This window comes from Mycobacterium sp. ST-F2, from assembly GCF_001905655.1.
Taxonomy (GTDB): domain Bacteria; phylum Actinomycetota; class Actinomycetes; order Mycobacteriales; family Mycobacteriaceae; genus Mycobacterium.
On record NZ_JMHT01000017.1, the window covers coordinates 66,535 to 92,422 of the forward strand.

Annotated in this window: 26 protein-coding genes and 1 pseudogene; 10 read left to right on the forward strand and 17 right to left on the reverse strand. The window is 68.5% G+C overall.

From position 1 onward, the window contains the following. Positions 1–61 precede the first annotated feature (61 nt). Together EB75_RS07895 and EB75_RS07900 are read right to left on the reverse strand one after the other, a co-directional pair. Entirely contained in the window at positions 62–1,219 is a 1,158-nt protein-coding gene (locus tag EB75_RS07895; protein WP_073694871.1) for an acyl-CoA dehydrogenase family protein, read from the reverse strand. A 105-nt stretch (positions 1,220–1,324) separates the two neighbouring features. Beyond that, entirely contained in the window at positions 1,325–2,689 is a 1,365-nt protein-coding gene (locus tag EB75_RS07900; protein ID WP_073694872.1) for a DEAD/DEAH box helicase, read from the reverse strand. A 409-nt stretch (positions 2,690–3,098) separates the two neighbouring features. On the opposite strand from EB75_RS07900, the gene EB75_RS07905 reads away from it, so the two are divergent. Further along, complete coding sequence (locus EB75_RS07905) at positions 3,099–4,673, forward strand: PE-PPE domain-containing protein (protein ID WP_073694873.1); 1,575 nt, start codon at positions 3,099–3,101, stop codon at positions 4,671–4,673. Position 4,674: 1 nt separating this feature from the next. Here the strand turns inward: EB75_RS07905 and hflX are convergent, their stop codons facing one another. From hflX to EB75_RS07925, 4 genes are read right to left on the reverse strand one after another with little or no spacing between them, the layout of a single operon-like run. Then, positions 4,675–6,084: a GTPase HflX gene (hflX, locus tag EB75_RS07910; protein ID WP_073694874.1), complete on the reverse strand. Its 1,410-nt coding sequence runs from the start codon at positions 6,082–6,084 to the stop codon at positions 4,675–4,677. A gap of 27 nt (positions 6,085–6,111) precedes the next feature. After that, positions 6,112–7,002, reverse strand: a complete 891-nt coding sequence (gene dapF / locus EB75_RS07915) for a diaminopimelate epimerase (RefSeq protein ID WP_073694943.1) — start codon at positions 7,000–7,002, stop codon at positions 6,112–6,114. A gap of 4 nt (positions 7,003–7,006) precedes the next feature. Further along, positions 7,007–7,921 (reverse strand): tRNA (adenosine(37)-N6)-dimethylallyltransferase MiaA, encoded by a 915-nt coding sequence (gene miaA, locus EB75_RS07920; protein ID WP_073694875.1) that lies wholly within the window; start codon positions 7,919–7,921, stop codon positions 7,007–7,009. Continuing rightward, complete coding sequence (locus EB75_RS07925; RefSeq protein WP_073694876.1) at positions 7,918–8,601, reverse strand: class III extradiol ring-cleavage dioxygenase family protein; 684 nt, start codon at positions 8,599–8,601, stop codon at positions 7,918–7,920. Before EB75_RS07925 ends, miaA begins: the two co-directional genes overlap by 4 nt. Positions 8,602–8,741: 140 nt before the next feature. On the opposite strand from EB75_RS07925, the gene EB75_RS07930 reads away from it, so the two are divergent. Then, entirely contained in the window at positions 8,742–10,070 is a 1,329-nt protein-coding gene (locus tag EB75_RS07930) for a DUF349 domain-containing protein (RefSeq protein WP_073694877.1), read from the forward strand. Here EB75_RS07930 and EB75_RS07935 read toward each other — a convergent pair. After that, complete coding sequence (locus EB75_RS07935; RefSeq protein WP_082762343.1) at positions 10,060–10,668, reverse strand: Rv2732c family membrane protein; 609 nt, start codon at positions 10,666–10,668, stop codon at positions 10,060–10,062. The two genes, EB75_RS07930 and EB75_RS07935, sit on opposite strands and share 11 nt — an antisense overlap. Beyond that, entirely contained in the window at positions 10,656–12,206 is a 1,551-nt protein-coding gene (gene miaB / locus EB75_RS07940; RefSeq protein ID WP_073694878.1) for a tRNA (N6-isopentenyl adenosine(37)-C2)-methylthiotransferase MiaB, read from the reverse strand. The genes EB75_RS07935 and miaB overlap by 13 nt, the downstream gene beginning before the upstream one ends. Positions 12,207–12,369: 163 nt before the next feature. On the opposite strand from miaB, the gene EB75_RS07945 reads away from it, so the two are divergent. The 4 genes and pseudogenes from EB75_RS07945 to EB75_RS07955 all read left to right on the forward strand — a co-directional run bounded on the left by EB75_RS07945 (position 12,370) and on the right by EB75_RS07955 (position 15,514). Next, complete coding sequence (locus EB75_RS07945; protein WP_073694944.1) at positions 12,370–13,098, forward strand: amino acid ABC transporter ATP-binding protein; 729 nt, start codon at positions 12,370–12,372, stop codon at positions 13,096–13,098. Positions 13,099–13,163: 65 nt separating this feature from the next. Beyond that, a pseudogene (locus tag EB75_RS29895) lies at positions 13,164–13,922 on the forward strand (glutamate ABC transporter substrate-binding protein); the annotation flags it as partial. Between the two features lie 33 nt (positions 13,923–13,955). Continuing rightward, the gene (locus EB75_RS29900) at positions 13,956–14,636 is read left to right on the forward strand and encodes an amino acid ABC transporter permease (RefSeq protein WP_286150123.1); all 681 of its coding nucleotides are present in this window, start codon (positions 13,956–13,958) and stop codon (positions 14,634–14,636) included. After that, the gene (locus EB75_RS07955; protein ID WP_073694879.1) at positions 14,636–15,514 is read left to right on the forward strand and encodes an amino acid ABC transporter permease; all 879 of its coding nucleotides are present in this window, start codon (positions 14,636–14,638) and stop codon (positions 15,512–15,514) included. The genes EB75_RS29900 and EB75_RS07955 overlap by 1 nt, the downstream gene beginning before the upstream one ends. On the opposite strand, the gene EB75_RS07960 is transcribed toward EB75_RS07955, so the two are convergent. Then, entirely contained in the window at positions 15,484–16,101 is a 618-nt protein-coding gene (locus tag EB75_RS07960) for a TetR/AcrR family transcriptional regulator (RefSeq protein ID WP_073694880.1), read from the reverse strand. The genes EB75_RS07955 and EB75_RS07960 overlap by 31 nt on opposite strands. Positions 16,102–16,220: 119 nt before the next feature. Here EB75_RS07960 and EB75_RS07965 point away from each other — a divergent pair, with 119 nt between their 5' ends. Continuing rightward, positions 16,221–16,976 carry a 3-oxoacyl-ACP reductase family protein gene (locus tag EB75_RS07965; RefSeq protein ID WP_073694881.1) on the forward strand — a complete coding sequence of 252 codons (756 nt, stop codon included), beginning with the start codon at positions 16,221–16,223 and terminating at the stop codon, positions 16,974–16,976. Between the two features lie 106 nt (positions 16,977–17,082). Next, positions 17,083–17,928, forward strand: coding sequence for a hypothetical protein (locus tag EB75_RS07970; RefSeq protein WP_073694882.1), 846 nt, complete (start codon positions 17,083–17,085; stop codon positions 17,926–17,928). On the opposite strand, the gene recX is transcribed toward EB75_RS07970, so the two are convergent. The 7 genes from recX to EB75_RS08005 form a co-directional block, all read right to left on the reverse strand. Then, positions 17,925–18,458 carry a recombination regulator RecX gene (gene recX, locus EB75_RS07975; RefSeq protein WP_073694946.1) on the reverse strand — a complete coding sequence of 178 codons (534 nt, stop codon included), beginning with the start codon at positions 18,456–18,458 and terminating at the stop codon, positions 17,925–17,927. The two genes, EB75_RS07970 and recX, sit on opposite strands and share 4 nt — an antisense overlap. Continuing rightward, on the reverse strand, positions 18,427–19,479 hold the full coding sequence (gene recA, locus EB75_RS07980; protein WP_020101876.1) for a recombinase RecA: 1,053 nt from the start codon (positions 19,477–19,479) through the stop codon (positions 18,427–18,429). The genes recX and recA overlap by 32 nt, the downstream gene beginning before the upstream one ends. A 166-nt stretch (positions 19,480–19,645) precedes the next feature. Continuing rightward, positions 19,646–20,419 carry an SDR family oxidoreductase gene (locus EB75_RS07985; protein WP_073694947.1) on the reverse strand — a complete coding sequence of 258 codons (774 nt, stop codon included), beginning with the start codon at positions 20,417–20,419 and terminating at the stop codon, positions 19,646–19,648. Positions 20,420–20,436: 17 nt separating this feature from the next. Then, complete coding sequence (locus tag EB75_RS07990; RefSeq protein ID WP_073694883.1) at positions 20,437–21,231, reverse strand: SDR family NAD(P)-dependent oxidoreductase; 795 nt, start codon at positions 21,229–21,231, stop codon at positions 20,437–20,439. Next, positions 21,228–22,589 carry a WS/DGAT/MGAT family O-acyltransferase gene (locus EB75_RS07995; RefSeq protein ID WP_073694884.1) on the reverse strand — a complete coding sequence of 454 codons (1,362 nt, stop codon included), beginning with the start codon at positions 22,587–22,589 and terminating at the stop codon, positions 21,228–21,230. Before EB75_RS07995 ends, EB75_RS07990 begins: the two co-directional genes overlap by 4 nt. A 119-nt stretch (positions 22,590–22,708) precedes the next feature. Further along, complete coding sequence (locus EB75_RS08000) at positions 22,709–22,903, reverse strand: DUF3046 domain-containing protein (protein ID WP_073694885.1); 195 nt, start codon at positions 22,901–22,903, stop codon at positions 22,709–22,711. 9 nt (positions 22,904–22,912) lie between these two features. Then, on the reverse strand, positions 22,913–24,088 hold the full coding sequence (locus EB75_RS08005; RefSeq protein WP_073694886.1) for a glycosyltransferase: 1,176 nt from the start codon (positions 24,086–24,088) through the stop codon (positions 22,913–22,915). 60 nt (positions 24,089–24,148) lie between these two features. Between EB75_RS08005 and EB75_RS08010 the strand changes: the two genes are divergently transcribed. Next, on the forward strand, positions 24,149–24,586 hold the full coding sequence (locus tag EB75_RS08010; protein ID WP_061006862.1) for a limonene-1,2-epoxide hydrolase family protein: 438 nt from the start codon (positions 24,149–24,151) through the stop codon (positions 24,584–24,586). A 21-nt stretch (positions 24,587–24,607) separates the two neighbouring features. Beyond that, positions 24,608–25,048, forward strand: coding sequence for a DUF5313 domain-containing protein (locus EB75_RS08015; RefSeq protein WP_061006852.1), 441 nt, complete (start codon positions 24,608–24,610; stop codon positions 25,046–25,048). Positions 25,049–25,054: 6 nt separating this feature from the next. Here EB75_RS08015 and pspM read toward each other — a convergent pair whose 3' ends face one another. Next, on the reverse strand, positions 25,055–25,879 hold the full coding sequence (gene pspM, locus EB75_RS08020; protein ID WP_073694887.1) for a phage shock envelope stress response protein PspM: 825 nt from the start codon (positions 25,877–25,879) through the stop codon (positions 25,055–25,057). Positions 25,880–25,888 lie beyond the last annotated feature (9 nt).

Sequence of the window (25,888 nt, forward strand, 5' to 3'; positions counted from 1 at the left end):
CCGGCAGTGACGCACGTGTGTGTCGCGGTTCATTTGCGAATGAATTCGCGTGGGAATTCGGCTAAACGCCCAATCCGCGGCCGATGATCTCCTTCATGATCTCGGTGGTGCCGCCGTAGATCGTCTGGATCCGCGAATCGAGGAACGCCCGCGCAATGGGATATTCGCGCATATACCCGTAGCCGCCGTGCAGCTGCAGGCAGCGATCGACCAATCGGACCTGCGCCTCCGTCGAATACCATTTGGCCATCGCCGCCTGGTCGATTGTCAGCTTTCGATCGAGATGAAGGCGAATGAACTCGTCGACCATGATTCGCACCGCGGTGGCCTCTGTCGCCAGTTCGGCCAACACGAAACGGCTGTTCTGGAAGCTGCCGATCGGCTTGCCGAACGCCTTACGCTCCTTGGCGTATTGCAATGTCGATTCCAGGACGGCCTCCATGGCCGCGGCCGCCATCACGGCGATCGAAATGCGCTCCTGGGGCAGGTTCTGCATGAGATAGACGAATCCCATGCCCTCCACACCGAGCAGGTTCTCGGCCGGGACTTTGACATCGGTGAAGGACAATTCCGCGGTGTCCTGCGCGTCGAGGCCGATCTTGTCGAGATGACGGCCGCGCTCGAAGCCCGGCATGCCGCGCTCGACCACGAACAGGCTGAAGCCCTGTGCCCCCTTCTCCGGATCGGTCTGCGCGACGACGATCACCAGGTCGGCGTGAATACCGTTGGTGATGAAGGTCTTCGAGCCGTTGAGCACGTAGTGATCGCCGTCCTTGACCGCGCGGGTCTTGATGCCCTGCAGGTCACTGCCGGTGCCCGGCTCGGTCATGGCGATGGCACAGATGAGCTCGCCGTTGCAGAAGCCGGGCAGCCAACGCTGCTTCTGCTCCTCGTTGGCCAGTTCGAGCAGGTACGGCGCGATGACGTCGTTCTGCAGCGGGAACCCGAGACCGCTGTGCCGCCCCATCGCGGTTTCCTCGGTGACGATGACGTTGTAGCGGAAGTCGGGGTTGCCGCCGCCGCCGTACTCCTCCGGCACGGCCATGCCGAGGAAGCCCTGCTTACCGGCCTCGCGCCAGACCTCGCGGTCGACGATCTTGGCCTTCTCCCATTCCTCGCGGTAGGGCTCGGCGTGCCTGTCGAGGAACGCGCGGTACGACTCCCGGAACAGTTCGTGTTCGGGTTCGAACAACGTGCGGTCGTACTTGATGACACCCATGCGAGACCTCCGGTACTGGATAAGTTGGCAACAACTTATCCCAACCGGGCGGTTGGTTGTGAGCGGGCCCACACCCGGCGCGTCGCCAGGCGTGGGCTGGTGGGGCTAGCGGGACTGCTGGCTGCGTCCCGACTGCGAGCGACCCGCCTGCGAACGACCGCTCTGGGTGCGGCCGGGGGCCTGCAGTCCACCACTCGAACGTCGGCGACGACGCTGCGCCTGGCCTGCGGTCGCGGTCTTGGCCGGACGGCTGCCGCCGCGCGGCGCGGGAGCTTCCTTGGGTGCCGGTGCCCGGTACGGTGCGATCTCGCCGACCAGCGCCTGCACCGGCGCCGAATCAGCGACGACTTCCTGCGGCCGGGCGGTGATGCCGGCCTTGCGCAGCAGCTGCTGGGCATCCTTGCGCTGCTCGGGCAGCACGACGGTGACGACGTCGCCGGCGCTGCCGGCGCGGGCCGTCCGTCCCGAACGGTGCAGGTAGGCCTTGTGCTCGGCCGGCGGGTCGACGTGCACGACGAGCTCGACCTCGTCGACGTGGACGCCGCGAGCGGCGATGTCGGTGGCGACGAGCACGCGCGCCTCGCCGGTGCTGAACGCCGCGAGGTTGCGGTCACGCGCGGGCTGGGACAGGTTGCCGTGCAGGTCGACCGACGGCACGCCGGCCTCGGTGAGCTGCCGGGCCAGCTTGCGGGCCTGGTGCTTGGTGCGCATGAACAGGATGCGCCGGCCGGTGCCCGACGCCAGCCGGTGCACCAGAGCATTCTTCTCGGCCGCACCGGAGACGTGGAACACGTGGTGGGTCATGGCCGGCGGCGGCGCGTCGATCTCGTCGACCGAGTGGGTGATCGGGTCGGACAGGAAGCGGCGCACCAGCTTGTCGACGCCGTTGTCGAGCGTCGCGGAGAACAGCATGCGCTGCCCGCCGGCGGGCGTCGCCGCCAGAATCCGGGTGACGCCGGGCAGGAAGCCGAGGTCGGCCATGTGATCGGCCTCGTCCAATACGGTGACCTGCACGGCGTCCAGGCTGACCAGCTTCTGCTTCATCAGGTCTTCGAGACGGCCCGGGCAGGCGATGACGATGTCCACGCCGCCACGCAGCGCGTCGACCTGGCGGTTCTGTGACACGCCACCGAAGATGGTGGTCACCTTCAGTCCCACGGCCGTGGCCAGCGGTTCGACGGTCGCGGCGATCTGAGTGGCCAGCTCACGGGTCGGGGCCAGCACCAGACCGGTGGGTCGTGACGGGCGTCGCGACGTGCCGGCGAGCCGGGCCACCAGCGGGATGGAGAAGGCGAGCGTCTTGCCGCTGCCCGTGCGGCCGCGGCCGAGCACGTCGCGGCCGGCCAGGGTGTCGGGCAGGGTGCTGACCTGGATGGGGAACGGCGCGGCGATGCCGCGGCCGGCGAGAGAGGCGACGAGCGCCTCGGGGACGCCGAGCTCAGCGAACGATGATGATTGTTCTGCAGACATGGACAAATACAGCCTTTCCGGCACGGAGGGTCGACAATGCCGGCGGCAGTATCGGTCGCCGCGAGAAGTGCTGGTGCAGATGGACTGACACGGCTCTCAGCCGTTCCACGACGTGATCAGCGGACGCGTCCGGGGAGGGAGCACAGCTGATGTTGTTGATGAGCTTAGTGCCGAACACGGCCCGTCTCTGACCACGGCAACCGAAGCGGCCGATTGCGGGCCGAAAAGCCTTGTCCCGCAATCGGTATCACGATGGTGTGATTTCACCCACGATCGTGTACCGGCGTACCGGAAAATCGACACGCCCGACAAAATTTCGGCAAACGTCCGGTACCGGTCCGGTCACAGTGCGACGATGCGAATCGGGTGCCGATTACCGGGGTCGGCGACGTTCGAAGGGGGGCGAGCGATGCGCACTTTCGGACGCACCATTCCCGCAGCCGTGGCCGTGATGCTGACAGTGCTGAGCACCGTTCTGCTGGGCGTGGTGTCGATGGTGACGGCCGCGTTCACGCTCGCCGCGACCGCGCTGATCGTCCCGGGCACCGGCACCCCGAACGCCAACGTCGTGACCGGGTACAAGGAGAACGCGACCGACTACTACATCGCACCGTTCAACCTCAACGGACAACTCCAACCGGTGTGCACCAGCACCAATGGCTGCACGCTGGCGGGTATCAACTACCCGGCCCAGTTCTGGCCGATCCCGCTGCCCGGCTGGGGTGGCCTGTCCGGCGCCAAGTGGAACGACTCAACAGGTCAGGGCATCGCCAACCTGGATGCCACCCTGACGCCGCTACTGCAGACGGCAACGCCCGGGAATCCCGTCATCATCTTCGGCTACTCGCAGGGCGGCAACATCGTCAGCCGCGAGAAGGCCACCCTCAGCGGCCTCACCCAGGCCCAGAAGGACTCGCTGGCCTTCGTCATGATCGGCAACACCAACCGGCCCAACGGCGGCCTGTTCGAACGGCTGGCCTTCCTCGGCACCGTGCCGATCCTCGACGTCACCTTCGGCCTGCCGGCACCCACCAATACCGGTATCAAGACCACCGACATCGCGTTCGAGTACGACGGCGTGTCCGACTTCCCGCTGTACCCGATCAACCTGCTCGCCGACCTCAACGCGATCGCCGGATTCTGGTACACCCACGGCACCTACCTGGCGCCGAACGCCAACAGCGATCCCGGCGAGATCCCTGATCTCGAGTACACGCCCGAAGAGCTCGACGCTGCGTTGAAGGACCCGGCGAACCAGACCGTCTACGGTGACACCACCTACATCACGATCCCGACCAAGACTCTGCCGCTGGTACGGCCGTTCCTGGAGTTCGGCGGCTTCACGCACACCAGCTTCATCGTCAAGCCCCTGGTCGACCTGGTCTCCCCCGTGCTGCGCGTGCTCATCGACACCGGCTACGACCGCAGCCTCAGCCCGGGCGTGCCGGCGCCGTTCCGGTTGATCCCGCTGATCAACCCGATCACGCTGACGGTGGACCTGGTCAAGGCCGCCGGCGAAGGCGTGAAGGCGGCGATCAGCGACATCACCGGCGGCAAGGTGCAGCTTCCGATCGCCGCGACCACCCCGGCCCCGGCGCCGACCACCGTCGCGGCCCTGACCGGGTCCAGCGCACCGAAGGCCGGGTCCGCCACCCCGACCGGCGACACCAAGCTTGCGCCCGTCACCACACCCAAGCTGTCAACGGATCCCAAGGACGCCGACACGAAGATTGCCGACGTCAAGGACAGCGACACCAAGACGACCGACCCGAAGGCCACAGATCCCACCCCGGAAACCACCGATCCGAAACAGGACCCGAAGCCGGCCACCGACCCGACCACCAACCAGGGTCCGGCCAAGGACGGCCAGACCGGCGCCACCGACAAGATCAAGAAGCCGAAGAAAGTCAAGGCCCCCAAGACCCCCAAGCCCGCGAAGCCGGCCGCAGAGCAGGCCGACAAGCCGGCCAAGGCCGCCGCCTGAACTAGGCGGTGACGAATTCGCCGAGGCTGGCAGCGAGCGCCATCGGCACCCAGCCTTTGATCCGCGTGCCCTCGGCGGTGTGATCGGTGGCCTCGATGCGGCCTTCGGCATGCACGCGGGCCACCAGGTCGCCCCGGTCGTAGGGAATGGTCACGTCGACGGCGGCATCGGTCGGTTCGACCAGTTCACACATGCGCATCCGCAGCCGGTCCAGACCGTCGCCGGTGTGTGCCGAGACGAACACGGCGTCCGGCAGCGCCCGGCGCAGATGGGCCAGCGCCAGGTCGCCGGCGGCGTCGGTCTTGTTGACCACCAACAACTCTCGTGGTGCGGCGATGTCGTACTCGGCCACCACCTCGCCCACGACCTTGCGCACCGCGTTGATCTGCGCCAGCGGATCGGCGTCGGACCCGTCGACGACGTGGACCAGCAGGTCGGCGTCGACAACCTCCTCCAAGGTGGAGCGGAACGCCTCGACCAGCTGCGTCGGCAGGTGCCGCACGAACCCGACGGTGTCGGTCAGGGTGAAGGGCCGGCCGTCGTCCAACTGGCCGCGGCGCGTGGTCGGCTCGAGGGTGGCGAACAGCGCGTTCTGCACCAGCACGCCGGCCCCGGTGAGGGCATTGAGCAGGCTGGACTTGCCGGCGTTGGTGTAGCCGACGATCGCGATCGACGGGGTGTCGCTGGCCCGGCGGCTGTGCCGCTGGGTATCGCGAATCTTCTTCATGTCCTTGATCTCGCGGCGCAGCTTGGCCATGCGCTCGCGGATCCGCCGCCGGTCGGTCTCGATCTTGGTTTCACCGGGGCCACGGGTACCCACACCGCCACCGGCGCCGCCCGCGCGACCACCGGCCTGCCGGGACATCGACTCACCCCAACCGCGCAGCCGCGGCAGCATGTACTCCATCTGGGCCAGCGACACCTGGGCCTTGCCCTCGCGGCTGGTGGCGTGCTGGGCGAAGATGTCGAGGATCAGCGCGGTGCGGTCGATGACCTTGACCTTGACCACCTTTTCCAGCGAGTTCAGCTGGGCCGGGCTCAGTTCGCCGTCGCAGATGACGGTGTCGGCACCGGTGGCGAGGACGATCTCGCGCAGTTCCAGGGCCTTGCCGGAACCGATGTAGGTCGAGGCGTCCGGCTTGTCGCGCCGCTGGATCAGGCCTTCGAGCACCTCGGAGCCCGCGGTCTCGGCGAGGGCGGCCAGTTCGGCGAGGCTGTTGTCGGCGTCGGCCGCCGATCCGTCGGTCCACACACCGACCAGCACCACGCGTTCGAGGCGAAGCTGGCGGTATTCGACTTCGGAGATGTCGGCCAGCTCGGTCGACAGACCGGCGACGCGGCGCAGTGCCGCACGGTCTTCGAGCGCGAGTTCACCGACGCTGGGTGTTTCGGGATTGAAAGGTGACGTCATAGGTAGTTATCGATGGTGCCCGCAAAGTCAGCGGGACGCATCTGAATTTCCTTCGTTCTCATGCCACCATTCGGCGGCCAGCTCACCGTGGGCCAACAGCACCGACGGCCCGCGCAGGTAGCTGGTGGTCTCGGTGATGGTCACGCTGACCTCGCCACCAGGGATCACCACCCGCAGGCTGCCGGTGTCGACACCGGTGTGGTTCAGAGCTGCCAACGTGGCGGCGACGGTTCCGGTTCCGCAGGAACGGGTTTCGCCCACCCCACGCTCGTGCACCCGCATCGCCACCATGCCCTCGGACGGCGCGGTCAGGATCTCGACATTGACGCCTTCGGGGAACTGGTCGGCGTCGAAGGACACCGGGGCGGCGACATCCAGTGCGTTGAGCCCGGCCACGTTCAACGACGGGTCGACGCAGGCCAGGTGCGGGTTGCCGACGTCGACCGCCAGGCCGGCGAAGGTGCGTCCGGCGACGACGGCCTTACCGTGCCCATACGAGCGGGCCTTGCCCATCTCGACGGTCACCTCGGCGTCGACGGCGCCGGCGCCGTGCAGCACCACCGGACGCGGCCCGGCCAGCGAGCCGACCACGAATTCGTCGCGGTGCTCGAGCCCCGACGCGCGCAGGTAATGCGCGAAGACGCGGACGCCGTTACCGCACATCTGCGCGATGGAGCCGTCGGCGTTGCGGTAGTCCATGTACCAGTCGTCGGCGGCGACACCGTCGGGCAGTTGATCGAAGACGCCGGCGCTCTGGGCGGCCCCGGCCTTCGTGACGCGCAGCACGCCGTCAGCTCCCAGTCCACGGCGCCGGTCGCACAGCGCAGAGATGACCGCGGGAGTCAGCGTCAGTTCGGCGTCGACATCGGGCAACACCACGAAGTCGTTCTGGGTGCCGTGCCCTTTGGAAAACCGCACACTCTCAGGATACGTGGCGCCACCGACGGACCACGGCGGCCGCGTTCCCGTCAGCATCGCCCGCCAGCCAGGTGATCCGGTGATCGCGGCGGAACCAGGAGCGCTGCCGTCGCACGTAGCGGCGCGTGCCGATGAATGTCCGCTCCTGCGCCTCGGCCATCGCGGCCTCATCGCCGCCGGCCGCCAGCGCCTCGAGTACCTGCGAGTAGCCGAGTGCCCGGGCCGCCGTCGTCCCGTTGTGCAGGCCTCGGGCCTGCAGGGCCACCACCTCGTCGACCAGCCCCGAGTCGAACATCAGGTCGGTGCGCCGCTGCAGCCGGTCATCGAGAATCTCTGTGTCCCAATCCAATCCGACGATGAGCGTGTCCCACCGCGGGGCGCCGATCTGCGGCGCCGAGGCCGCGAACGGCCTGCCGGTGAGTTCGACGACCTCCAGCGCCCGCACGATCCGGCGGCCGTCGGTGTTCAGGATCGACGCGGCGGCCTCGGGGTCGACCCGCGCCAGCTCGCCGTGCAGGGCCGTGACCCCGACCTCGGCCAGCCGCTCCTCCCAGCGGGCCCGGACAGCCGGATCGGTCGCCGGGAACGACCACTCGTCGAGCAGCGACTGGATGTACATCATCGAGCCGCCGACGATCACCGGCACGGCGCCGCGCGCGGCGATGGCCTCGACGTCGGCCGCCGCGGCCGCCTGGTAGTTCGCGACCGTGGCGGTCTCGGTGACATCCAGCACGTCGAGCTGGTGGTGCACGATGCCGCGCCGTTCGGGCACCGTCAGCTTGGCGGTGCCGATGTCCATGCCTCGGTAGAACTGCATCGCGTCGGCGTTCACGATCTCGCCGCCCAACTGTTCGGCGAGGTCCAGCGCCAGGGCCGATTTGCCCGTGCCCGTGGGGCCGACGACCGCGATGGGCCTCACTGCGGGGTCCAGGTGCCGACGAAGTAGCCGACACCGTAGGGCGCGCCGCGGTACAACTCGGTCGCCTTCGGGTCGGGTCCGGCCAGCCCGGCCAGCACCTGGTAGGCGACGCGGCCCAGCACGCCGGACAGATCGGCGATGGCGGCGACGTCGCCGGCGGCGAGCGCGTCGTCCCACTGTGCTTGTCGCGCAACGGAATCCGGGTCGAAGCCGCCGGGCGCCGCTGCCGTCAGGGTGTTCGCGCCGTCGGCGATCACCAGCGCACCCACCGGTTCAGTGGCCGCGTCGAGCTCGGTGCGCAGGGCACGACCGTTCTCCACTGCCGCGTCCGGCACCAGGTCATCGGCGAAAACCCGTACGTCGACGGTCGCGTCCGGATTCGCGGTCCCCCGCAGCCAGCCGGCGATCAGCGCGCACAACGGCAGCGGCTCCACGGTGCCGGTCGTGCCGGGCGCGAACGTCACCCGGACGTCCGCGCCGTAACCGGCGAACGTACCGACCGCGCCGGCGGCCACCCGACCGTCGTGCGACCCGACTCCGATCGCGACCCACCGGGACGGCAGGACCTGCGCCGCGCCGCGCACGGCAGTGGTCAGCTCGGCCAGTTCCGCAGCAGCTCCGGAGGCCAGTTCAGGCACCAGAACGGGGGCCGACGGGACGATGGCGATCGCGCTGAGCACGCGTCCACGCTAACGAGTCCGGCAAACGCCTGCGCAGACGGCGGGTCGACCTGTTTGAATAGCGTGCGAGTACCAGATGACGGCGCCGCGTCGCGCGGCAGAAGCGTGGGTCACCCACGCGCGGGCATGAGGAGCACGAGATGACCACCACCGAACCCGGCAACACCCCGAAACCGACTCCTCGGCCCGGTCCCCCGCGCCCCGGCCCCAAGCCGAGCGCCATCCCGCACCATCCCCCGGCCCCGCCTGTGGCCGCGCCCCCGACGTGCGATCCGCACCGGTTCGGCCGCGTCGACGACGACGGCACCGTGTGGCTGATCACCAGCGCCGGAGAGCGCAAGATCGCGTCGTGGCAGGCGGGCGACGCCGAGGCCGCGTACGCCCACTTCGGCCGCCGATACGACGATCTGAGCACCGAGGTCGCGCTGCTGGAGCACCGGCTGGGCAGCGGCAGCGGCGACGCCCGCAAGATCAAGTCGGCCGCCGCGACGCTGCTGGAATCGCTTCCGGAGGCCTCGGTACTGGGCGATGTCGACGCCCTGACCACCCGGCTGACCACCATCGTCGAACAGGCCGGCGCCAGCGCGCAGGAGGAGCGGGCCAAGCGCGACGAGCACCGGGCAGCGCAGACCGCCCGCAAGGAAGCCCTGGCCGCGGAGGCCGAGGAGATCGGCGCCAACTCGACGCAGTGGAAGGCCGGCGGCGACCGGCTGCGGGCCATCCTCGACGAGTGGCGGACCATCACCGGCCTGGACCGCAAGGTCGACGACGCCTTGTGGAAGCGCTATTCGGCGGCCCGCGAGGCCTTCAACCGGCGCCGCGGCTCGCACTTCGCCGAGCTCGATCGCGAGCGGGTCGGCGTGCGGCAGGCCAAGGAGGCCCTGTGTGAACGCGCCGAGGCGCTGTCGGGCTCCACGGACTGGGGCGCGACGGCGTCGACGTTCCGCGATCTGCTGACAGAGTGGAAGGCCGCCGGCCGCGCCGCCAAGGACGTCGACGACGCGCTGTGGAAGCGGTTCAAGGCCGCCCAGGACACGTTCTTCGCTGCCCGCAACGCGGTCAACGCCGAGAAGGACGCCGAGTTCAACGCGAACGCCGACGCCAAGGCCGAGCTGCTGGCGGAGGCCGAGAAGATCGACATCAGCGATGTCGACGCGGCACGTGCCGCGTTCCGGGCCATCGGCGACAAGTGGGACGCCATCGGCAAGGCGTCGCGCGACCGCGCCCCGGAACTGGAGCGCCGGCTGCGGGTCGTCGAGAAGAAGATTCGCGATGCCGCACAGAGCGGCTGGAGCGACCCGGAGGCGCAGGCCCGGGCCGACCAGTTCCGCGAGCGGGCCGAGCAGTTCGAGCGTCAGGCCGAAAAGGCCGAGGCCGCGGGTAAGGCCAAGGACGCCGAGAAGGCGCGCGCCAGCGCGGCGCAGTGGCGTGAGTGGGCCGACGCGGCTTCCGCCGCGATCAAGAAGTAGGTTCGTCCGGTCCGTCGAGCAGCCCGCGCTTCTGCTGCTCGGCGGTCGACTCGCGGCGCTGTGCCTCGGCGGCCAGCTGCACCGCGGTGCGTGACCACACCACGCGGGCCCAGTGGAACGTCAGCAGGATGACGGCGATCCAGGCCAGGTAGAGCCCGAATCCGGGGCCCGGGTACGGCTTGACGACGGTGTTGCGCGACCAGATGGCGAGCATGCCGAGGAAGCACGACACGGCGGAGCCGGCCAGCGCGATCCAGGCCAGGCCCCAGCGGCGGGTCAGCAGCGCCAGCATCGAGAAGCCGACGCTGAACACCAGGATCAGCCACACGAACACCCGCGACGGCAGCAGGATCTTCGCGTCGAGCGCGACCTGGTCGCCGAGCAGCACGTCGAAGCCCTTGACGGCGCCGGTGTGCGGCAACACGAACGACAGCAGGATCACGAAGACGCAGATCGCCACGACCATGGCGCGGCCGCCCGGGTCGATCTCCCGGGCGATGCGCTGCTCCGCGGCATCGATGTCGCCCTTGAATTCCTCGAATTCGCCGTTCGAGCCGCCGGTCGGCTGTTCGGGCTTGGTGTCGTTCATCGTGAACATCCCTGCTCTACGGGCGTGACGGGCGGCGCGCCGATCTGCGGCATGCCCAGGCCTACGCCGGTGGTGGGTTTGCGGCCCGCGGCGTGCGCGTCACCCGCGCGGGTGCGGCGGTGGCTGATGATCGGCGTGTCGGCGATCAGGTGGTGCGGCGCCGCACCGGTGACGGTCGTGGTGACGATGTCGCCCGGGCGGATGTCGGCGTCACCCGGGGCGAAGTGCACCAGCCGGCCGTCACGCGCGCGGCCCGACATCCTCTCGGTGGCCGAATCCTTGCGGCCTTCGCCGGTGGCCACCAGCAGCTCGACCTCGCGGCCGACCTGGGCCAGGTTCTCCTCCCATGAGATGCGCTCCTGCAGCTCGATGAGTCGCATATAACGTTCGGAGACAACCTCTTTCGGGAGTTGGTCCGGCAGCTCGGCGGCCGGCGTACCCGGCCGCTTGGAGTACTGGAAGGTGAAGGCGCTGGAGAACCGGGCACGTTCGACGACGTCGAGGGTGGCCTGGAAGTCCTCTTCGGTCTCCCCCGGGAACCCGACGATGATGTCGGTGGTGATGGCCGCGTGCGGGATGGCGGCGCGCACCCGCTCGATGATGCCGAGGTACTTCTCGGCCCGGTAGGACCGGCGCATCTCCTTGAGGATGCGGTCGGACCCCGACTGCAGCGGCATGTGCAGCGTCGGGCAGACGTTCGGGGTGGCCGCCATGGCTTCGATGACGTCGTCGGTGAACTCGGCGGGGTGCGGCGACGTGAACCGGACCCGCTCGAGGCCCTCGATGTCGCCGCAGGCGCGCAGCAGTTTGGCGAACGCGCCGCGATCGCGCTCGATGTCGGTCCAGGCATCCGGGTTCTCGCGGAGTCGTTCGTCCTGCGAGAACGAGACGCCGTACGCGTTGACGTTCTGGCCCAGCAGCGTGATCTCCAGGACGCCCTGGTCCACGAGGGATTGCACCTCGGCAAGGATGTCGCCCGGACGCCGGTCGACCTCCTTGCCGCGCAGCGACGGCACGATGCAGAACGTGCAGGTGTTGTTGCAGCCCACCGAGATGGAAACCCAAGCGGCATAAGAGGATTCACGCGTGGCCGGCAGGGCCGAGGGGAATTCCTGCAGGGCCTCGACGATCTCGACCTGAGCCTCGCGGTTGTGCCGGGCCCGCTCCAGCAGCACCGGCAGCGAGCCGATGTTGTGCGTACCGAACACCACGTCGACCCACGGCGCCTTGCTCAGGACCGTGTCGCGGTCCTTCTGCGCCAGGCAGCCGCCGACGGCGATCTGCATGTTCGGATCGGCTTCCTTGCGCGGCGCGAGGTGGCTGATGTTGCCGTACAGCTTGTTGTCGGCGTTCTCCCGGACCGCGCAGGTGTTGAAGACCACGACGTCGGCGTCGGCGCCGTCGTCGGCGCGCCGGTAGCCGGCGTCTTCCAGCAGGCCGGCGAGCCGCTCGGAGTCGTGGACGTTCATCTGGCACCCGTAGGTGCGGACCTGGTAGGTACGCCCCGCGCCGGAACCCGTAGCGGCCTCCGTGACGTCAGCTTCCACGTCTGGAGTCGCTGTCGAAATCACGTGCCAATCGTACGGGCGGCGCGTTTTATACCAAATTTGCCGAAGGGATTCCGGTTTTCTGTGAGAGATCCGCGCGTCGGGGCTTACCTGGGTAGGGTCTGTGAGCATGGTCACCGGCGAGCCGTCACCTGCCACCCCGATGATCTCGGTCAAGGGGGTCAACAAGCACTTCGGTGCACTGCATGTGCTGAAGGACATCAATCTCGAAGTGCCCCGCGGACAAGTGGTGGTGCTGCTCGGGCCCTCGGGTTCGGGCAAGTCGACCTTGTGTCGCACCATCAATCGGCTGGAGACCATCGACTCCGGCTCGATCCACATCGACGGTGAGCTGCTGCCCGAAGAGGGCCGCAAGCTCGCCACGCTGCGGTCCGAGGTCGGCATGGTGTTCCAGTCCTTCAACCTGTTCGCGCACAAGACAATTCTCGACAACGTCACCCTGGCGCCGATGAAGGTGCGGGGGAAGAACAAGGACGAAGCCCGCAAGAAGGGGCTCGAACTGCTGGAGCGGGTCGGGGTCGCCAATCAGGCCGACAAGTACCCGGCGCAGCTGTCGGGCGGTCAGCAGCAGCGCGTCGCGATCGCCCGGTCCCTGGCCATGGGCCCTAAGGTCATGCTGTTCGACGAGCCCACCAGCGCACTGGACCCCGAGATGGTCAACGAGGTGCTGTCGGTGATGACGTCCCTGGCGACCGACGGCATGACCATGATCGTGGTGACGCACGAGATGGGCTTCGCCCGCCGGGCGTCCAACCGGGTGGTCTTCATGGCCGACGGCACCATCGTCGAGGACGCCGAGCCCGACGAGTTCTTCACCGCCCCGAAGTCCAACCGCGCCCGGGACTTCCTGGGCAAGATCCTGGACCACTGATCGTGGAACGATCGATTGGGCAGAGGTTCGTGACGCGCACGCTCCGCTGTCTTGCCGCGGTCACCGTGCTGATCGTGGCGCTGCTGTCGCTGAGTGCGTGCGGCGCCGACAGCAAGAAGATCACCATCGGCACCAAGTTCGACCAGCCGGGCCTGGCCGCGAAGAAGCCCGACGGCACGTTGGCCGGCTTCGACATCGATGTCGCGACCTACGTGGCCGGGCAGCTCGGCTACAAGCCCGACGACATCGAGTGGAAAGAGGCCCCGTCGGGTCAGCGCGAGAACCTGATCCAGAACCACCAGGTCGACTTCATCGTCGCCACCTACTCGATCACCGACGCCCGCAAGCAGAAGGTGTCGTTCGCCGGTCCGTACCTGGTGACCGGCCAGAGCCTGCTGGTGCGCGCCGACAACAACGAGATCACCAGCGTCGAGTCGCTCCAGAACCACAAGAAGCTGTGCTCGGTGTCGGGTTCCACACCGGCACAACGCATCAAGGACAAGTACCCGGGCGTGCAGCTGCAGCAGTACGACACCTACTCGGCATGCCTCGAGGCGGTGAAGACCGGAGCCATCGACGCACTCAGCACCGACGAGGTGATCCTGGCCGGCTACGCGGCACAGACCCCGGGCGCCTTCAAACTCGTCGGCAAGCCCTTCTCGGTGGAGAAGTACGGCATCGGACTACTCAAGGGCGACAAGGCATTACGCCAGAAGATCAACGACGCCATCGAGAAGATGCAGAAGTCCGGCGAGTGGCAGGCCGCGTTCGACCGCAACCTGGGCCCGGCCGGACTGACCGCGCCGCCGCCTCCCCCGCTGGATACCAACATCGGCGCCGCCGGCGGAGCGAAGCACATCGACCTGTGGGGCACCTACGGCGGCAAGATCGTAAAGGCGTTCTGGACCACCATCCAGCTGGCATTGCTCGCCGCGGCCGGAGCGCTGATCCTGGGCACGGTACTGGCCGCGATGCGGCTGTCACCGGTGCCCGTGCTGCGGTGGCTGGGTACGGCGTACGTCAACGTGGTCCGCAATACCCCGCTGACGCTGATCATCCTGTTCTGTTCGTTCGGCATCGGCAACACGCTGCGCATCACCCTGGTCGATTCGCATTCGCCAACAGCCGTGGTGGACAGCAACTTCCGGCTTGCGGCCCTCGGTCTGACGGTCTACACCGCGTCTTTCGTGTGCGAGACGTTGCGCTCCGGCATCAACACCGTGCCGCTGGGCCAGGCCGAGGCCGCCCGTTCGCTGGGGCTGAGTTTCGGGCAGAACCTGCGGATGATCCTGCTGCCGCAGGCTTTTCGCGCGGTCATCAACCCGCTCGGCTCGGTGTTGATCGCATTGGTGAAGAACACCACGATCGCCTCGGCCATCGGTGTCGCCGAGGCCGCGCTGCTGATGAAGGAGATGATCGAGAACACCGCGGCGCTGCTCGCGGTCGGCTCGATCTTCGCCGCGGGTTTCGTGGTCCTGACGTTGCCGTTGGGGCTGTTGTTCGGTTGGTTGGGTAAGCGATACGCGGTGGTGCGGTAATGAGCGAAGCTTCCGTCCTCTACGACGCCCCGGGTCCGCGGGCGCGGCGGCGCAACCTGTTGTTCGCCGCCGTCATCGTCGCGGTGATCATCGCGATGGCCGGCTGGGTGCTGTGGCAGTTCGAGTCCAAAGGCCAACTGACCGCAGCGAAGTGGCATCCGTTCCTGACCGCGAACCTGTGGACGACGTACGTGCTGCCCGGCGTGGCAGGTACGTTGACGGCGGCCGCGGTCTCGATCGTGCTGGCGCTGGTGCTGGGTCTGGCGTTGGGCATGGGCCGGTTGTCCGATGCCCGCCCGGTGCGGTGGGTGTGCTCGGTGTTCGTCGAGTTCTTCCGCGCCGTCCCGGTGCTGATCATGATGCTGTTCGCGTATTTCCTGTTCGCGCTGTACGACGTCTTCCCGTCCCGGCAGCTGGCGCTCGCCGGTGTGATCACGGGGCTGACGCTGTACAACGGCGCGGTGATCGCGGAGATCGTGCGGGCCGGCGTGCACGCGCTGCCCCGCGGCCAGCGGGAGGCCGCGGTCGCGCTGGGCCTGCGGCCCGGTCAGACGCTACGGCTGATCCTGCTCCCCCAGGCCGTGACGTCGATGCTGCCGGTGCTGGTGTCGCAGATGGTGGTGGTGCTCAAGGACACCGCGATCGGCTACCAGATCACCTTCGTCGAGATGGTCCGGCAGGGCACGAACATCGGTTCGGCGTACAGCAATTACATCCCCGCGCTGTTGGTGATCGCGGCGCTGATGATCAGCCTCAACTTCGCGCTGTCGGCGCTGGCGACGCGGCTGGAAGCCCGGCTGCGGCAGTCGCGACGGACCCCCGATCCGCTGCCCGTGAACACGGGCGTTCAGGAGGACGCGCCGGGCACCCCGGCGTGAGGCGCTTCCGGCCAGGCACGTAGGGCCTGATCGGCCACCGCGTGCAGCTCGTCGCGGTCGGCGCCACCGTTGGCCTGTACCGCCAGGCCCTGACAGACCGCGCTGATCCAGCGGGCCAGCCGATTCGGGTCCGCTCCTGGTAGCTCACCCACAAGCTGAGCAGCCCTGAACCGCTCCGCCAGCTCGGCGATCCCGTCCTCGCGGAGCTGGGCCAGCTCGGCATGCAACTCGGTTGCCTCGTCCCCGGCAGCCAGCGCGCTCTGCACCAGCAGGCATCCCCGCGGTCCCGCTGTCCCGGACGACGCGTCGACGGCACCGTGCACCGTGGCATAGGCGGTATCCCACGCGGTGGGCAGGGCGAGCGCACGTTCGGCATATCCCCCCGGACCGGCCTGGTAGCGCCGCACCGCGGCACGGAAGAGGTCTGCCTTGGAACCGTATTCGGCGTACAGGCTGCGGCGGTTGACACCCGTTGCGTCCGTCAGGTCGCTGATGGACACCCCGTCATAGCCGTGCGCCCAGAACAACCGCATCGCGGTGTCGAGGACCCGCTGCGGGTCGAATTCGCGGGGCCTGCCGATCGCCATGAACCCTCCGGGTGTGATCTGGGCCACAGTTCGGAATGAAGCCCCGCTCTAGCGGCTTGTGCTGAGCGTACTTAGTAACCGATCGGTTCGAAAGAATCATCCCACGACTTGGAGAGCTCATGAGCACCACCTCGGAAGCACCACTTGCCGGCCGGCGCGCACTGGTCACCGGCGGTTCCCGCGGCATCGGCGCGGCGACCGTGCGCCGGCTCGCCGCCGACGGCGCAGCGGTCGCGTTCACCTACCAGTCGTCGCCCGATGCCGCGCAGGACCTGGTCGACGAACTCGAAGCGACCGGCGCAAAGGTAGCCGCGATCAAGGCCGACAGTGCGGACGCGCTGGCCGTCGCCGCCGCGGTGGACGAAGCGGTCGAGCGGCTCGGCGGCCTGGACATCCTGGTCAACAACGCCGGCGTCGCGCAGGGCGCGCCCATCGAGTCGTTCCCCCTGGAGGACTTCGACCGGATGCTGGACATCAACGTGAAGGCGGTGTTCGCCGCGATTCAGCGCGCCGTGCCGCATCTGGGCACCGGCGGCCGGATCATCACGATCGGCAGCGTGAACGCCGACCGGGTGCCGACGGTCGGGTTCTCGGTGTACGCCCTCACCAAGGCCGCGGTCGCCGGACTGACGCGCGGCCTGGTGCGCGAACTCGGCCCGCGCGGCATCACCATCAACACCATCCAGCCGGGACCGGTCGCCACCGACATGAACCCCGACACCGGCGACTTCGCCGACGAACTCCGGCCGCTGATTGCGACCGGCCAGTACGGGCAGCCGCGCGACATCGCCAGCGCCGTCGCCTACCTGGCGCATCCCGAATCCGGGTTCATCACGGGCGTCACCTGGAACATCGACGGCGGCTTCGTGATCTGACGTCCGAGGTCGACTGACCGCCCGCGGGGTTCACGATTGAAGTGAACCCCGCGGGCGCGCATGTCGTGTCCCTAGAGGAGATTCAATCGATCCCGGGAGGCGCGTCATGAGTGTCGAGGTTCACCCGTCGCCGTCGTATCCGAGCCAGACCGTCGCGGCACTGAGCGCCGCGTGCCTGGTCGCGGCATCCGCGGTGGTCCCAGTTGCCGCCGGCACCGCTCATTCGGTGCCCGTTCTGGCCCCACCGAGCATCTCGCTGACCGCACTACCGCTGCCGCTCGAGCTGGTCAACCAGCAGGTGATGTTCAATACGGCGTTGTTCGTCGACTGGGTCACCACCGGCGCTGCGCTGGTCCAACGCCAGCTGCAGGTGCCGGGTGCACTCGTGGCCGACCTTCGCGCCGGCGTTCCACCGCAGACCGCGGCGGCTCGGGCCCTCACCGCCATCGCCGACATCGAATTCGAAGCGGGCCGCGACCTCATCGGCTACGCCCAGGACATCGCCGTCTTCCAGCTGCAGTTCCGGGCCACCACGCTGTCGGCGATCCCGCCGTTCAACAACGGACCCGGTCAGCAGTTCGTCGTCGACACCACCGCGTTCGGCCTCAAGCTGACGCAGCAGTTGGCCGATTTCGCGCGGGGTGTGGTCACGTCGGTGGAGCAGTTCACCCACAACGCGCTGCACACCCCACTGCCATTCACCGCGACCACTGTCACGCCGACCGCGGCCATCGACACCCCGAATAACCCGGTCACCCCGAAGGCGGCCATCACCCTGAAGACACCAACGGCACAACAGGATTCGGCATTCAGCCCGAAACTGCCCAAGCTCCCGAAGCCGCCCGCACCCAAGTTCTCGGCACCCAAGTTCTCCGTGCCGAAGTTCTCGGCGCCGAAATTCACTCCGCCCAAGGTCCACAAGCCGCAGCCCAAGGGACCGTCGAAGGACTAGACCGCGCGGCGCTGACGCTCCTGCGTGAGTTGGGTGTTGACCACATCGAAGGCCATGCCCTGGCTGTAGCCGCGACGTGCCAGCATCGCGACCAGCCGCCGGGTCACCTTCATCTCGTCGTCGAGGTTTTCCCGTCGCAGTTTTGTGGCAACCAGTTCCTCCGCGCGCACCCGCCATTCGCCCGCGTCGACGCTGTCGAGCGTCTCGGCGATCACCTCGGCGTCGATGCCCTTGGTCCTCAGTTCAGAGGCCAAGGCGCGCTTGCCTTTTCCCGCATTGGTGCGACGTTCCCGCACCCACTGCTCAGCGAAGGCGACGTCGTCGACCAGACCGACCTCGGTGAGCCGGTCCAGCACCTGGCCGCTGATGTCCTCGGGGAAGCCGCGCTTGGTCAGCTGGGTCTCGAGTTCGGCCCGGCTGCGCGCCCGAGTGGTGAGCAGACGCAGGCATAGGTCCCGCGCCTGCTCCTCACGCCGCTGCGGCTGCCCTGGCTCGGCCTCAGAAGTCGACCGGGGCGGGAAGGACGTCATCAGCCGCACCATCGGTCAGCACTGCCCCGATACCGAGCTTCTCCTTGATCTTCTTCTCGATCTCGTTGGCAGCGTCCACGTTCTGCAGCAGGTAATTGCGGGCATTCTCCTTGCCCTGCCCCAGCTGCTCGCCGTCGTAGGTGAACCACGAACCCGACTTACGGATGAAGCCGTGCTCGACACCCATGTCGATGAGCGAGCCCTCGCGCGAGATGCCGCGGCCGTAGAGGATGTCGAACTCGGCCTGCTTGAACGGCGGCGCCACCTTGTTCTTGACGATCTTGACGCGGGTGCGGTTACCGACCGCGTCGGTGCCGTCCTTGAGCGTCTCGATGCGGCGCACGTCCATACGCACCGAGGCGTAGAACTTCAAAGCCTTACCACCCGTGGTGGTTTCGGGCGAACCGAACATCACGCCGATCTTCTCGCGCAGCTGGTTGATGAAGATGGCGGTGGTGCCGGAGTTGTTCAGCGCACCGGTCATCTTGCGCAGCGCCTGGCTCATCAGGCGGGCCTGCAGGCCGACGTGGCTGTCACCCATCTCGCCCTCGATCTCGGCGCGCGGCACCAGGGCGGCGACCGAGTCGATGACCAGGATGTCGATGGCGCCGGAACGCACCAGCATGTCGGCGATCTCCAGCGCCTGCTCACCGGTGTCGGGCTGGGATACCAGCAGCGCGTCGGTGTCGACACCGAGCTTCTTGGCGTACTCGGGGTCCAGCGCGTGCTCGGCATCGATGAACGCCGCGATGCCGCCGGCTGCCTGGGCGTTGGCCACGGCGTGCAGGGCCACCGTGGTCTTACCGGAGGATTCCGGGCCGTAGATCTCGATGACGCGGCCGCGCGGCAGGCCGCCGATGCCGAGGGCGACATCCAGGGCGATGGACCCGGTCGGGATGACCGAAATCGGTTGGCGGGTCTCTTCTCCCAGCCGCATCACCGAGCCCTTGCCGAAGCTCTTGTCGATCTGTGCCAGCGCGAGCTCGAGTGCCTTCTCGCGATCCGGGGCCTGTGCTGCCATGGGTGGTCTCCGTCCTCGTGGGTGTCCGTTGATCGGGTTTCCGATCGGTTGGCCGTGACGCTAGATGAGGCCACCGACAAAAAATTTCCGACGAACTGAGATGGAGGCTAACGAACAGGTGTTCGAGATTGTGGGAGGCACGCCGAACACGGCGCGTCGCGGCCGATCAATGCCCGGTCGCGCGTTTGTTCACCTCCCGCAGCACCCAGGACGGGACGAATTCGGCGACCGTCATCAGCGCCCTGGCCTGCAAGCCGACCGCGTGGTGCACGCCCTGCGGCAGCAGCGGCCTGCTCTCGATGGTCTTCAGGATGGAGTCGGCGACGTCGTCGGCCGTCAGGGACACCCCGAGCGCCCGCGTGCTCCCGGTGTCCACACCCGTCACCATGTCGGTGGCGACGAACAGCGGCCAGACCGCGCTGACCTTGATGTCGTCGTCGGCCCACTCCAGCTCCAGGGCCTCGGTGAGACCCCGGATGGCGAACTTCGACGCCGAATACGCCGCCAGTTCGGCCTGCCCGTAGATGGCCGACGCCGAGCAGAGGTTGATCACGTGGGCGCCCCGGGTCGAGCGCAGATACGGGTACGCCAGATAGCAGCCGTTCATGGTGCCGCCCACGTTCACGTCGACGATGTTTCGCTGTTCCGCCAGCGGAAGATCGACGAAATTGCCCGAGCTGAGGATGCCGGCATTGTTGATCAGCACGTCCAGCCGACCGCCGGTGAGCTCACCCAGTTCGGCGAGCCGGGTGGTCCAGGCCTCGGCGTCTTGAATGTCCAGGGTGTCGACGATGGCGTCGGGTCCCAGCTCGCCCCGCAGGGTCTCGAGTGCGGCCTGGTTGCGCCCGTAGGCCGCGACCCGATAGCCGGCCCGGTCCAGCCGCAGCGCGGTCGCCCGGCCGATTCCGGCTGTCGCACCGGTGATCACCACAGTCTTCATCGGATTCTCCTCGAAGCTCACAGCGAACGCTGGCGCCGCAGGCCCAACGTCCTCATCAGGGATAGGGCGCGCAGGCCGGCGGCCGGCGCCACGTCGGTGCTCCGCGCGATCACGCCGCGCCAGCGCGGCACCACGCGGAAGATCTGGTGGGAGTCCATCAGTTCCAGGGCAGCCCGCGCGATGTCGTCGGCAGCCAGCGGCTTGGGTCCCGAAAACAGCAGCGCCGCACCGGGATCGTGGGCCCGGGCGGTGACCATCTCGGTGTTCACCACATCGGGGCACAGCGCGCGGACCCGGATCGGCAGCCCGGCGCTGCGCAGTTCGCCCTGCAACGACGTGGTGTACGACAGCACCGCCGCCTTGCTCGCCGCGTACACGGCCAGGCCGGGCACCGGCGTGAGTGCCGAGATGGAGGCGATGTTGAGGATCACGCCGCCGCGCGCCCCCATGGCGTTGACGGCCGCCATGCAGCCCGCCATCATGCCGCGGACGTTGACGTCGAGGGTCTGGATGACGTGCTCGGCGGGCTGCTCCCAGGAGTTACCGGCGTGCAGCACGCCGGCGTTGTTGACCCACACCGCAATTCGGCCCTGCTCAGCGGCCAGCGCGGCGATCGCCTCGTGGCCCGCGACGTCGCGCACGTCCTGGGCCAGGCCCCACGCACCGCGCCCGACGGTCTCGGCGGCGCGCGCGGCGGCGTCGCCGTCGACGTCGGTGATCAGTACGCGGTGTCCTTGCGCGGCAAGGGCTTTCGCTATGGCCAGGCCGATCCCCCGACCGGCTCCGGTGACCACGGCAATGGTGGCGCTCATCGCTGTGCCACCGCCGCGTCGCGCAGCTCATCAAGTGCCTCACCGAGGTACACCGCGATGTACTGCAGGTGCGGGAGGGCGTCGCGGCTGCCGATCACCCCGATGTTCAGCTGCCCGTCGTAACTCACGCAGGTGATGTTGAGGCCGAGGCCTTGAAAGGGCAGCGAGACCGGGTAGAAGGCCTCGAGCCGCGCGCCGTCCAGGTAACGGGTCTCGGCCGGCCCCGGGACGTTGGAGATGGTCACGTTCATGGGTGGTCGTGGCAACCGCGTGACCTGACCGCTCAGGACCGTCGCCACGGTAGGCGCCATGGTCAACAGCGTGAAAGTCGGGCGCACTGTGCTCGGCATGCTGCGTAGGTGGTCCTTGGCGGCACCCATGGAAGCCCGGATCGCCGCGAGCCGCTCGACGGGGTCGGCGACGTCCGTCGCCAGGCTCGACCACAGGAACCCGACAGCGTTGCCGCCCTCCTGGCCCTCCTCACGAAGGTTGACCGGCACCCCCGCGATCAGTGGACGATCCGGCAACGCGTCGAGGTCTTCGAGATATCGACGCAGCGCCGCGCCACATACCGCCAGAAAGATGTCGTTCACCGACGCGTCCTCGCGTTTGGCCACGTCACGGATCGTGCCGAGGTCCAACTGCTGGGTCGCGACGCGACGCGCATTGGTGACCCGGCCGTTCAGGATGGATGCCGGCGCTTCGAAGGGCAGCCGGACATGGTCCGGCCCACTACGACGCAATGCCAGGCTGACCAGCCCGCGTCCCAACTCGACAGGCGTGCGCCACAGCGCGAGCGACTCCCGCTCCGTCTTACGTCGGGGCCGACGGGCCGTGGTCGTGGTCGGCTGTTGCCACGGCGCCCGCCATTCGCCGTCCGGCGTTGTGGCCAACTGGTCGGTCACGAGCCTGTTGCCGTTCACGCCGTCGGTGAGCCCGTGGTGGATCTTCACGTAGATGGCAAACCGGCGATCCGACAGTCCCTCGATGACATGGCAGGTCCACAAGGGTCGGGTCCGGTCGAGGACCGTGCCGTGCAGATGCGAAACCAACTCCCCGAGCTCGCGCTCGCCGCCGGGGGCGGGCAACGCGGTATGCCGGACGTGATACTCCATGTCCAGCTGCTCGACGACCTCCCACGCGGGCACGGCCGCCGAGAGCAGCCCACCGGCGAGCACCAGGTTGAAGGGCTTGCGCAATGCGACGGGCTCACGGAAGGCCGCAACCACCTTGGCGACGAAATCTGGACCGGCGTCCTCGGGCAGCGAATAGATCTGCAGGCCGGCAACATGCATCGGGGTGTCCGGCGTCTCGACGCGCAAGAATGTCGAGTCCAGCAGCGGCAGTCGGGTGCTCACGTCGTCCTTCTCTCGTGGGGTACCCGAAGAACGCTATGAGCCGGCGGTAGCTACCACCATGTCGTCGCCCCACAAACACTGTGGCGCGGGTAGTCCCGAGAGACCAAATGAGATTGCGGTCACCACTGATCGCGCGGGACGTCGAAGTCCGCGCACAGGGCCCGCCAGACATCGCGGGGTTCGACACCGGCTTCGATCGCCTCAGCCGCGGTGCGCCCACCAAGGACGGCCAGCACGTGGTCCTTCACCAACGCGGCACCGCGCGCCGCACCGAACTGGTCTTCGATCAGCAGGGTGAATTCGGTCAGTCGCACCGCACCAACCTACTCAGCACCGCCGCCGAGCGCCGCACGGCACACGACCACCGGGTCGGCGACGTCGGCTCCGCTGTCACCGGCCCGGCGCGCCGCCTCGCGATAGGACGGCGTCGACAGGACCCGCTCGACCGCAGAGACCAGCGCGTCCGCTGTCGCCGGCCGGATCAGCTCACCACTGCCTTGCCGCACAACCCGATTGGCGATCTCCCACTGGTCACCGCCCCCGGGCACCACGACGAGCGGCACCCCGGCGAGCAACGTCTTGGACACGATGCCGTGCCCGCTGCCACAGACCATCACATCGGCCTGCTTGAGCAGTTCGTCCTGCCGGCCGAGCCCGACCGCGGCCCAGGGCGGCACGGGACCGTCGGCGCCGCGCAGCCGGGAGACCACGACGCGCGCGCCGTCGGGGAGCGTCTGCCCCGGGATCAGCGTCTCCAGCGCCAAGTCGTCCAGGCCCTGCATCCCGGTCGTCGCGGTCGACGGCGCCACCACCACGACCGGCCCCGCGCCGGGCGGCACGTCCAGCACCGCTGCCGTCGGCTCGAAGTGCAGCGGCCCGACGACGACGGCCTCTGCCGGCCAGTCCGGGCGGGGCACCTCGAGCTCCGGCAGCGTGGCGATCAGCCGCCGCGCCGGCCCGGGATCGGTTGCGGGCAAACCGATTCCGATGCGCGCCGCGGACCGCTGCCGGTGCCCCTCACGGATCGAGCGGGCCGTGAAGAACCGCAGCATGGCGTCCCGCAGGCGACCGCGCACGCCGACGCCGGGCGCCAGGCCACTGCCCAGCGGCGGGAGCCCCTTCGACGGCAGGTACAGCGGGTGCGGGGTCAGCTCGACCCACGGCAGACCCATCATCTCGGCGGCCATGCCGCCGCAGGCCGTGATGACGTCGGACACCACCAGGTCGGGTCCCAGCTGCCGCAGTACCGGCGCATTGAGCACTGCCATCCGCGCGGCCCGCTCGTGGATCTTGGCGCCCGAATCAGCGTCGTCGTCGCCGCCCTCGGGGTCCAGCCCGAGCAGCTCCCGCGCGTCGACGCCGGCGTCTCGTGCGGTGTCGAGCCATTGCCGCCCGGTCAGCAGCACCGGGGTGTCACCGGCCGCCAGAAACCGCAGGCACAACGCGATCGCCGGAAAGGCATGGCCGGGGTCCGGCCCGGCAACCACGGCGACACGCATCGGGTCACCCTGTCACACCGGCCCCTGTGCGCCGGCGGGCAGGCGCATTACGGTGGCCGTATGACACAGAGCACACCGGCTTTGACCCAGACCAACGCCGAGATCGTCGAATCCTTCCTGTACGCGCTGCAGGCCGAGGACATGGACACCGCCGACCGCCTGCTCGACGACAACCTCGTCTACGAGAACGTCGGGCTACCGACCATCCACGGCCGCAGCCGCGCGATGAAGCTGTTTCGCCCAATGAAGAAGAGCCCCGTCAGCTTCGAGGTCAAGTTCCACCGCATCGTCGGCGAAGGCACCACGGTGCTCAACGAGCGCACCGACGCGCTCGTCATCGGGCCCGTCCGCCTGCAGTTCTGGGTCTGCGGGGTCTTCGAGGTGCACAACGGCAAGATCACGCTGTGGCGCGACTACTTCGACATGTTCGACATGGCCAAGGCCACGGTGCGCGGCCTCATCGGCGCCGTCATCCCGGGCCTGCGTCCGACCATGTAGCCAGCGGTAAAATCGGCCACCATGGCCAATGAGAATCGCCCGAAGCCCAACGCCTGGCAGTACATCAAGTACAGCTACGGCGGCCGGCTGCCCGACTCGATGCGGGCGTGGGTGACCGAGGATCTCATCGGCAAGGGCGCGACACTGCGGATCGTCATCCGGATGTTCGTCCCGGCGTTCCTGATTTTGATCCCGATCTGGTTCCTGCCCGAGCTGCTCGGCATCACGGGCGGCTCGGACATGGTCATCCGCCTCAGCGCGACGGTGCCGATCCTGATTCCGGTGATCTACTTCTCGCACGCCCTGAACAAGATCTGGCGCCGCCACATGCTCGTCAAGCACGGCATCGACCCGAAACTCCTCGAAGATTCGTTGCGGCAGAAGAACGCCCACATCCACGCGGCCTACGAAGAGCGGTACGGTCGCCGGTCCGACGACGGCACGGGCAGCACCACGATCTAGCGGCCGTCAGGCCTGCCGCAACCGTCCGAGTTCGTCGAAGGCCTGCGCCCAGGCACTGAGCCGGTCGGTGGCGGCGACCAGTTCGCTGCGGTAGCGCTGCTCGGACATCGACCGCGCCGAGCCCGCACCGCTGTTCGCCGCTGACACCAATTGCGCTGCCGCCGTGGCGATGTCGCTGTACTGCTGCACGCCGGCGTCGAGCTGCGCGGTGTAGGCCTGGATGGTCGGGGCCAGATGCGCCCGCGACTGCGGCACCGAGCCGGCCGCGCGTTCCATCGCGACGACTTCCCCGGCAGTACCGGCCAGTGCCGCCGCCGACACATTGGCCGCCGCGGTCACCTCGGCGATCTCCGCGGCGGGCAGCAACTGGCCGCGCTGGATGACGCTCAGCAGGGAATACAGGCCGCGTTCGGCCGCGGCGAGGGTCTCCATGGGTCGCCGCGCCGCCGAGCCTCTCGGCGGCAGCGACCGTGATGTCCGGGCCGGCGGCAAAGGCTCGCCGCGCAGCCAGCGGTACCGCAGGAAGCACAGGGTGGCCAGGAAGGCGGCGCCGCCGGCGATGGGGCCGGTGATGATCAGCACCCAGAACGGCGTGCTCCAGGCCGCCAGCAGCGCCGTCAGCCCGATCCAGAAGGCGGCGGCGCCGGCGAACAGCCAGCCCAGCCGCAGCGCCCAGCGCCGCTTGCGCAGCAGCCGGGCCCGGGGGTCGGCGGCCGCGCCGAGGCGCCGGGCCACCAGATCGGACAATTCGGCAGCGGTGTCGATGCCGCGTTGCAGGACCGCCTGCCAGCCCCGGGTCTCCCCGGGACGACCGGCTGACTGGGCGTTCACCGCTGCCCC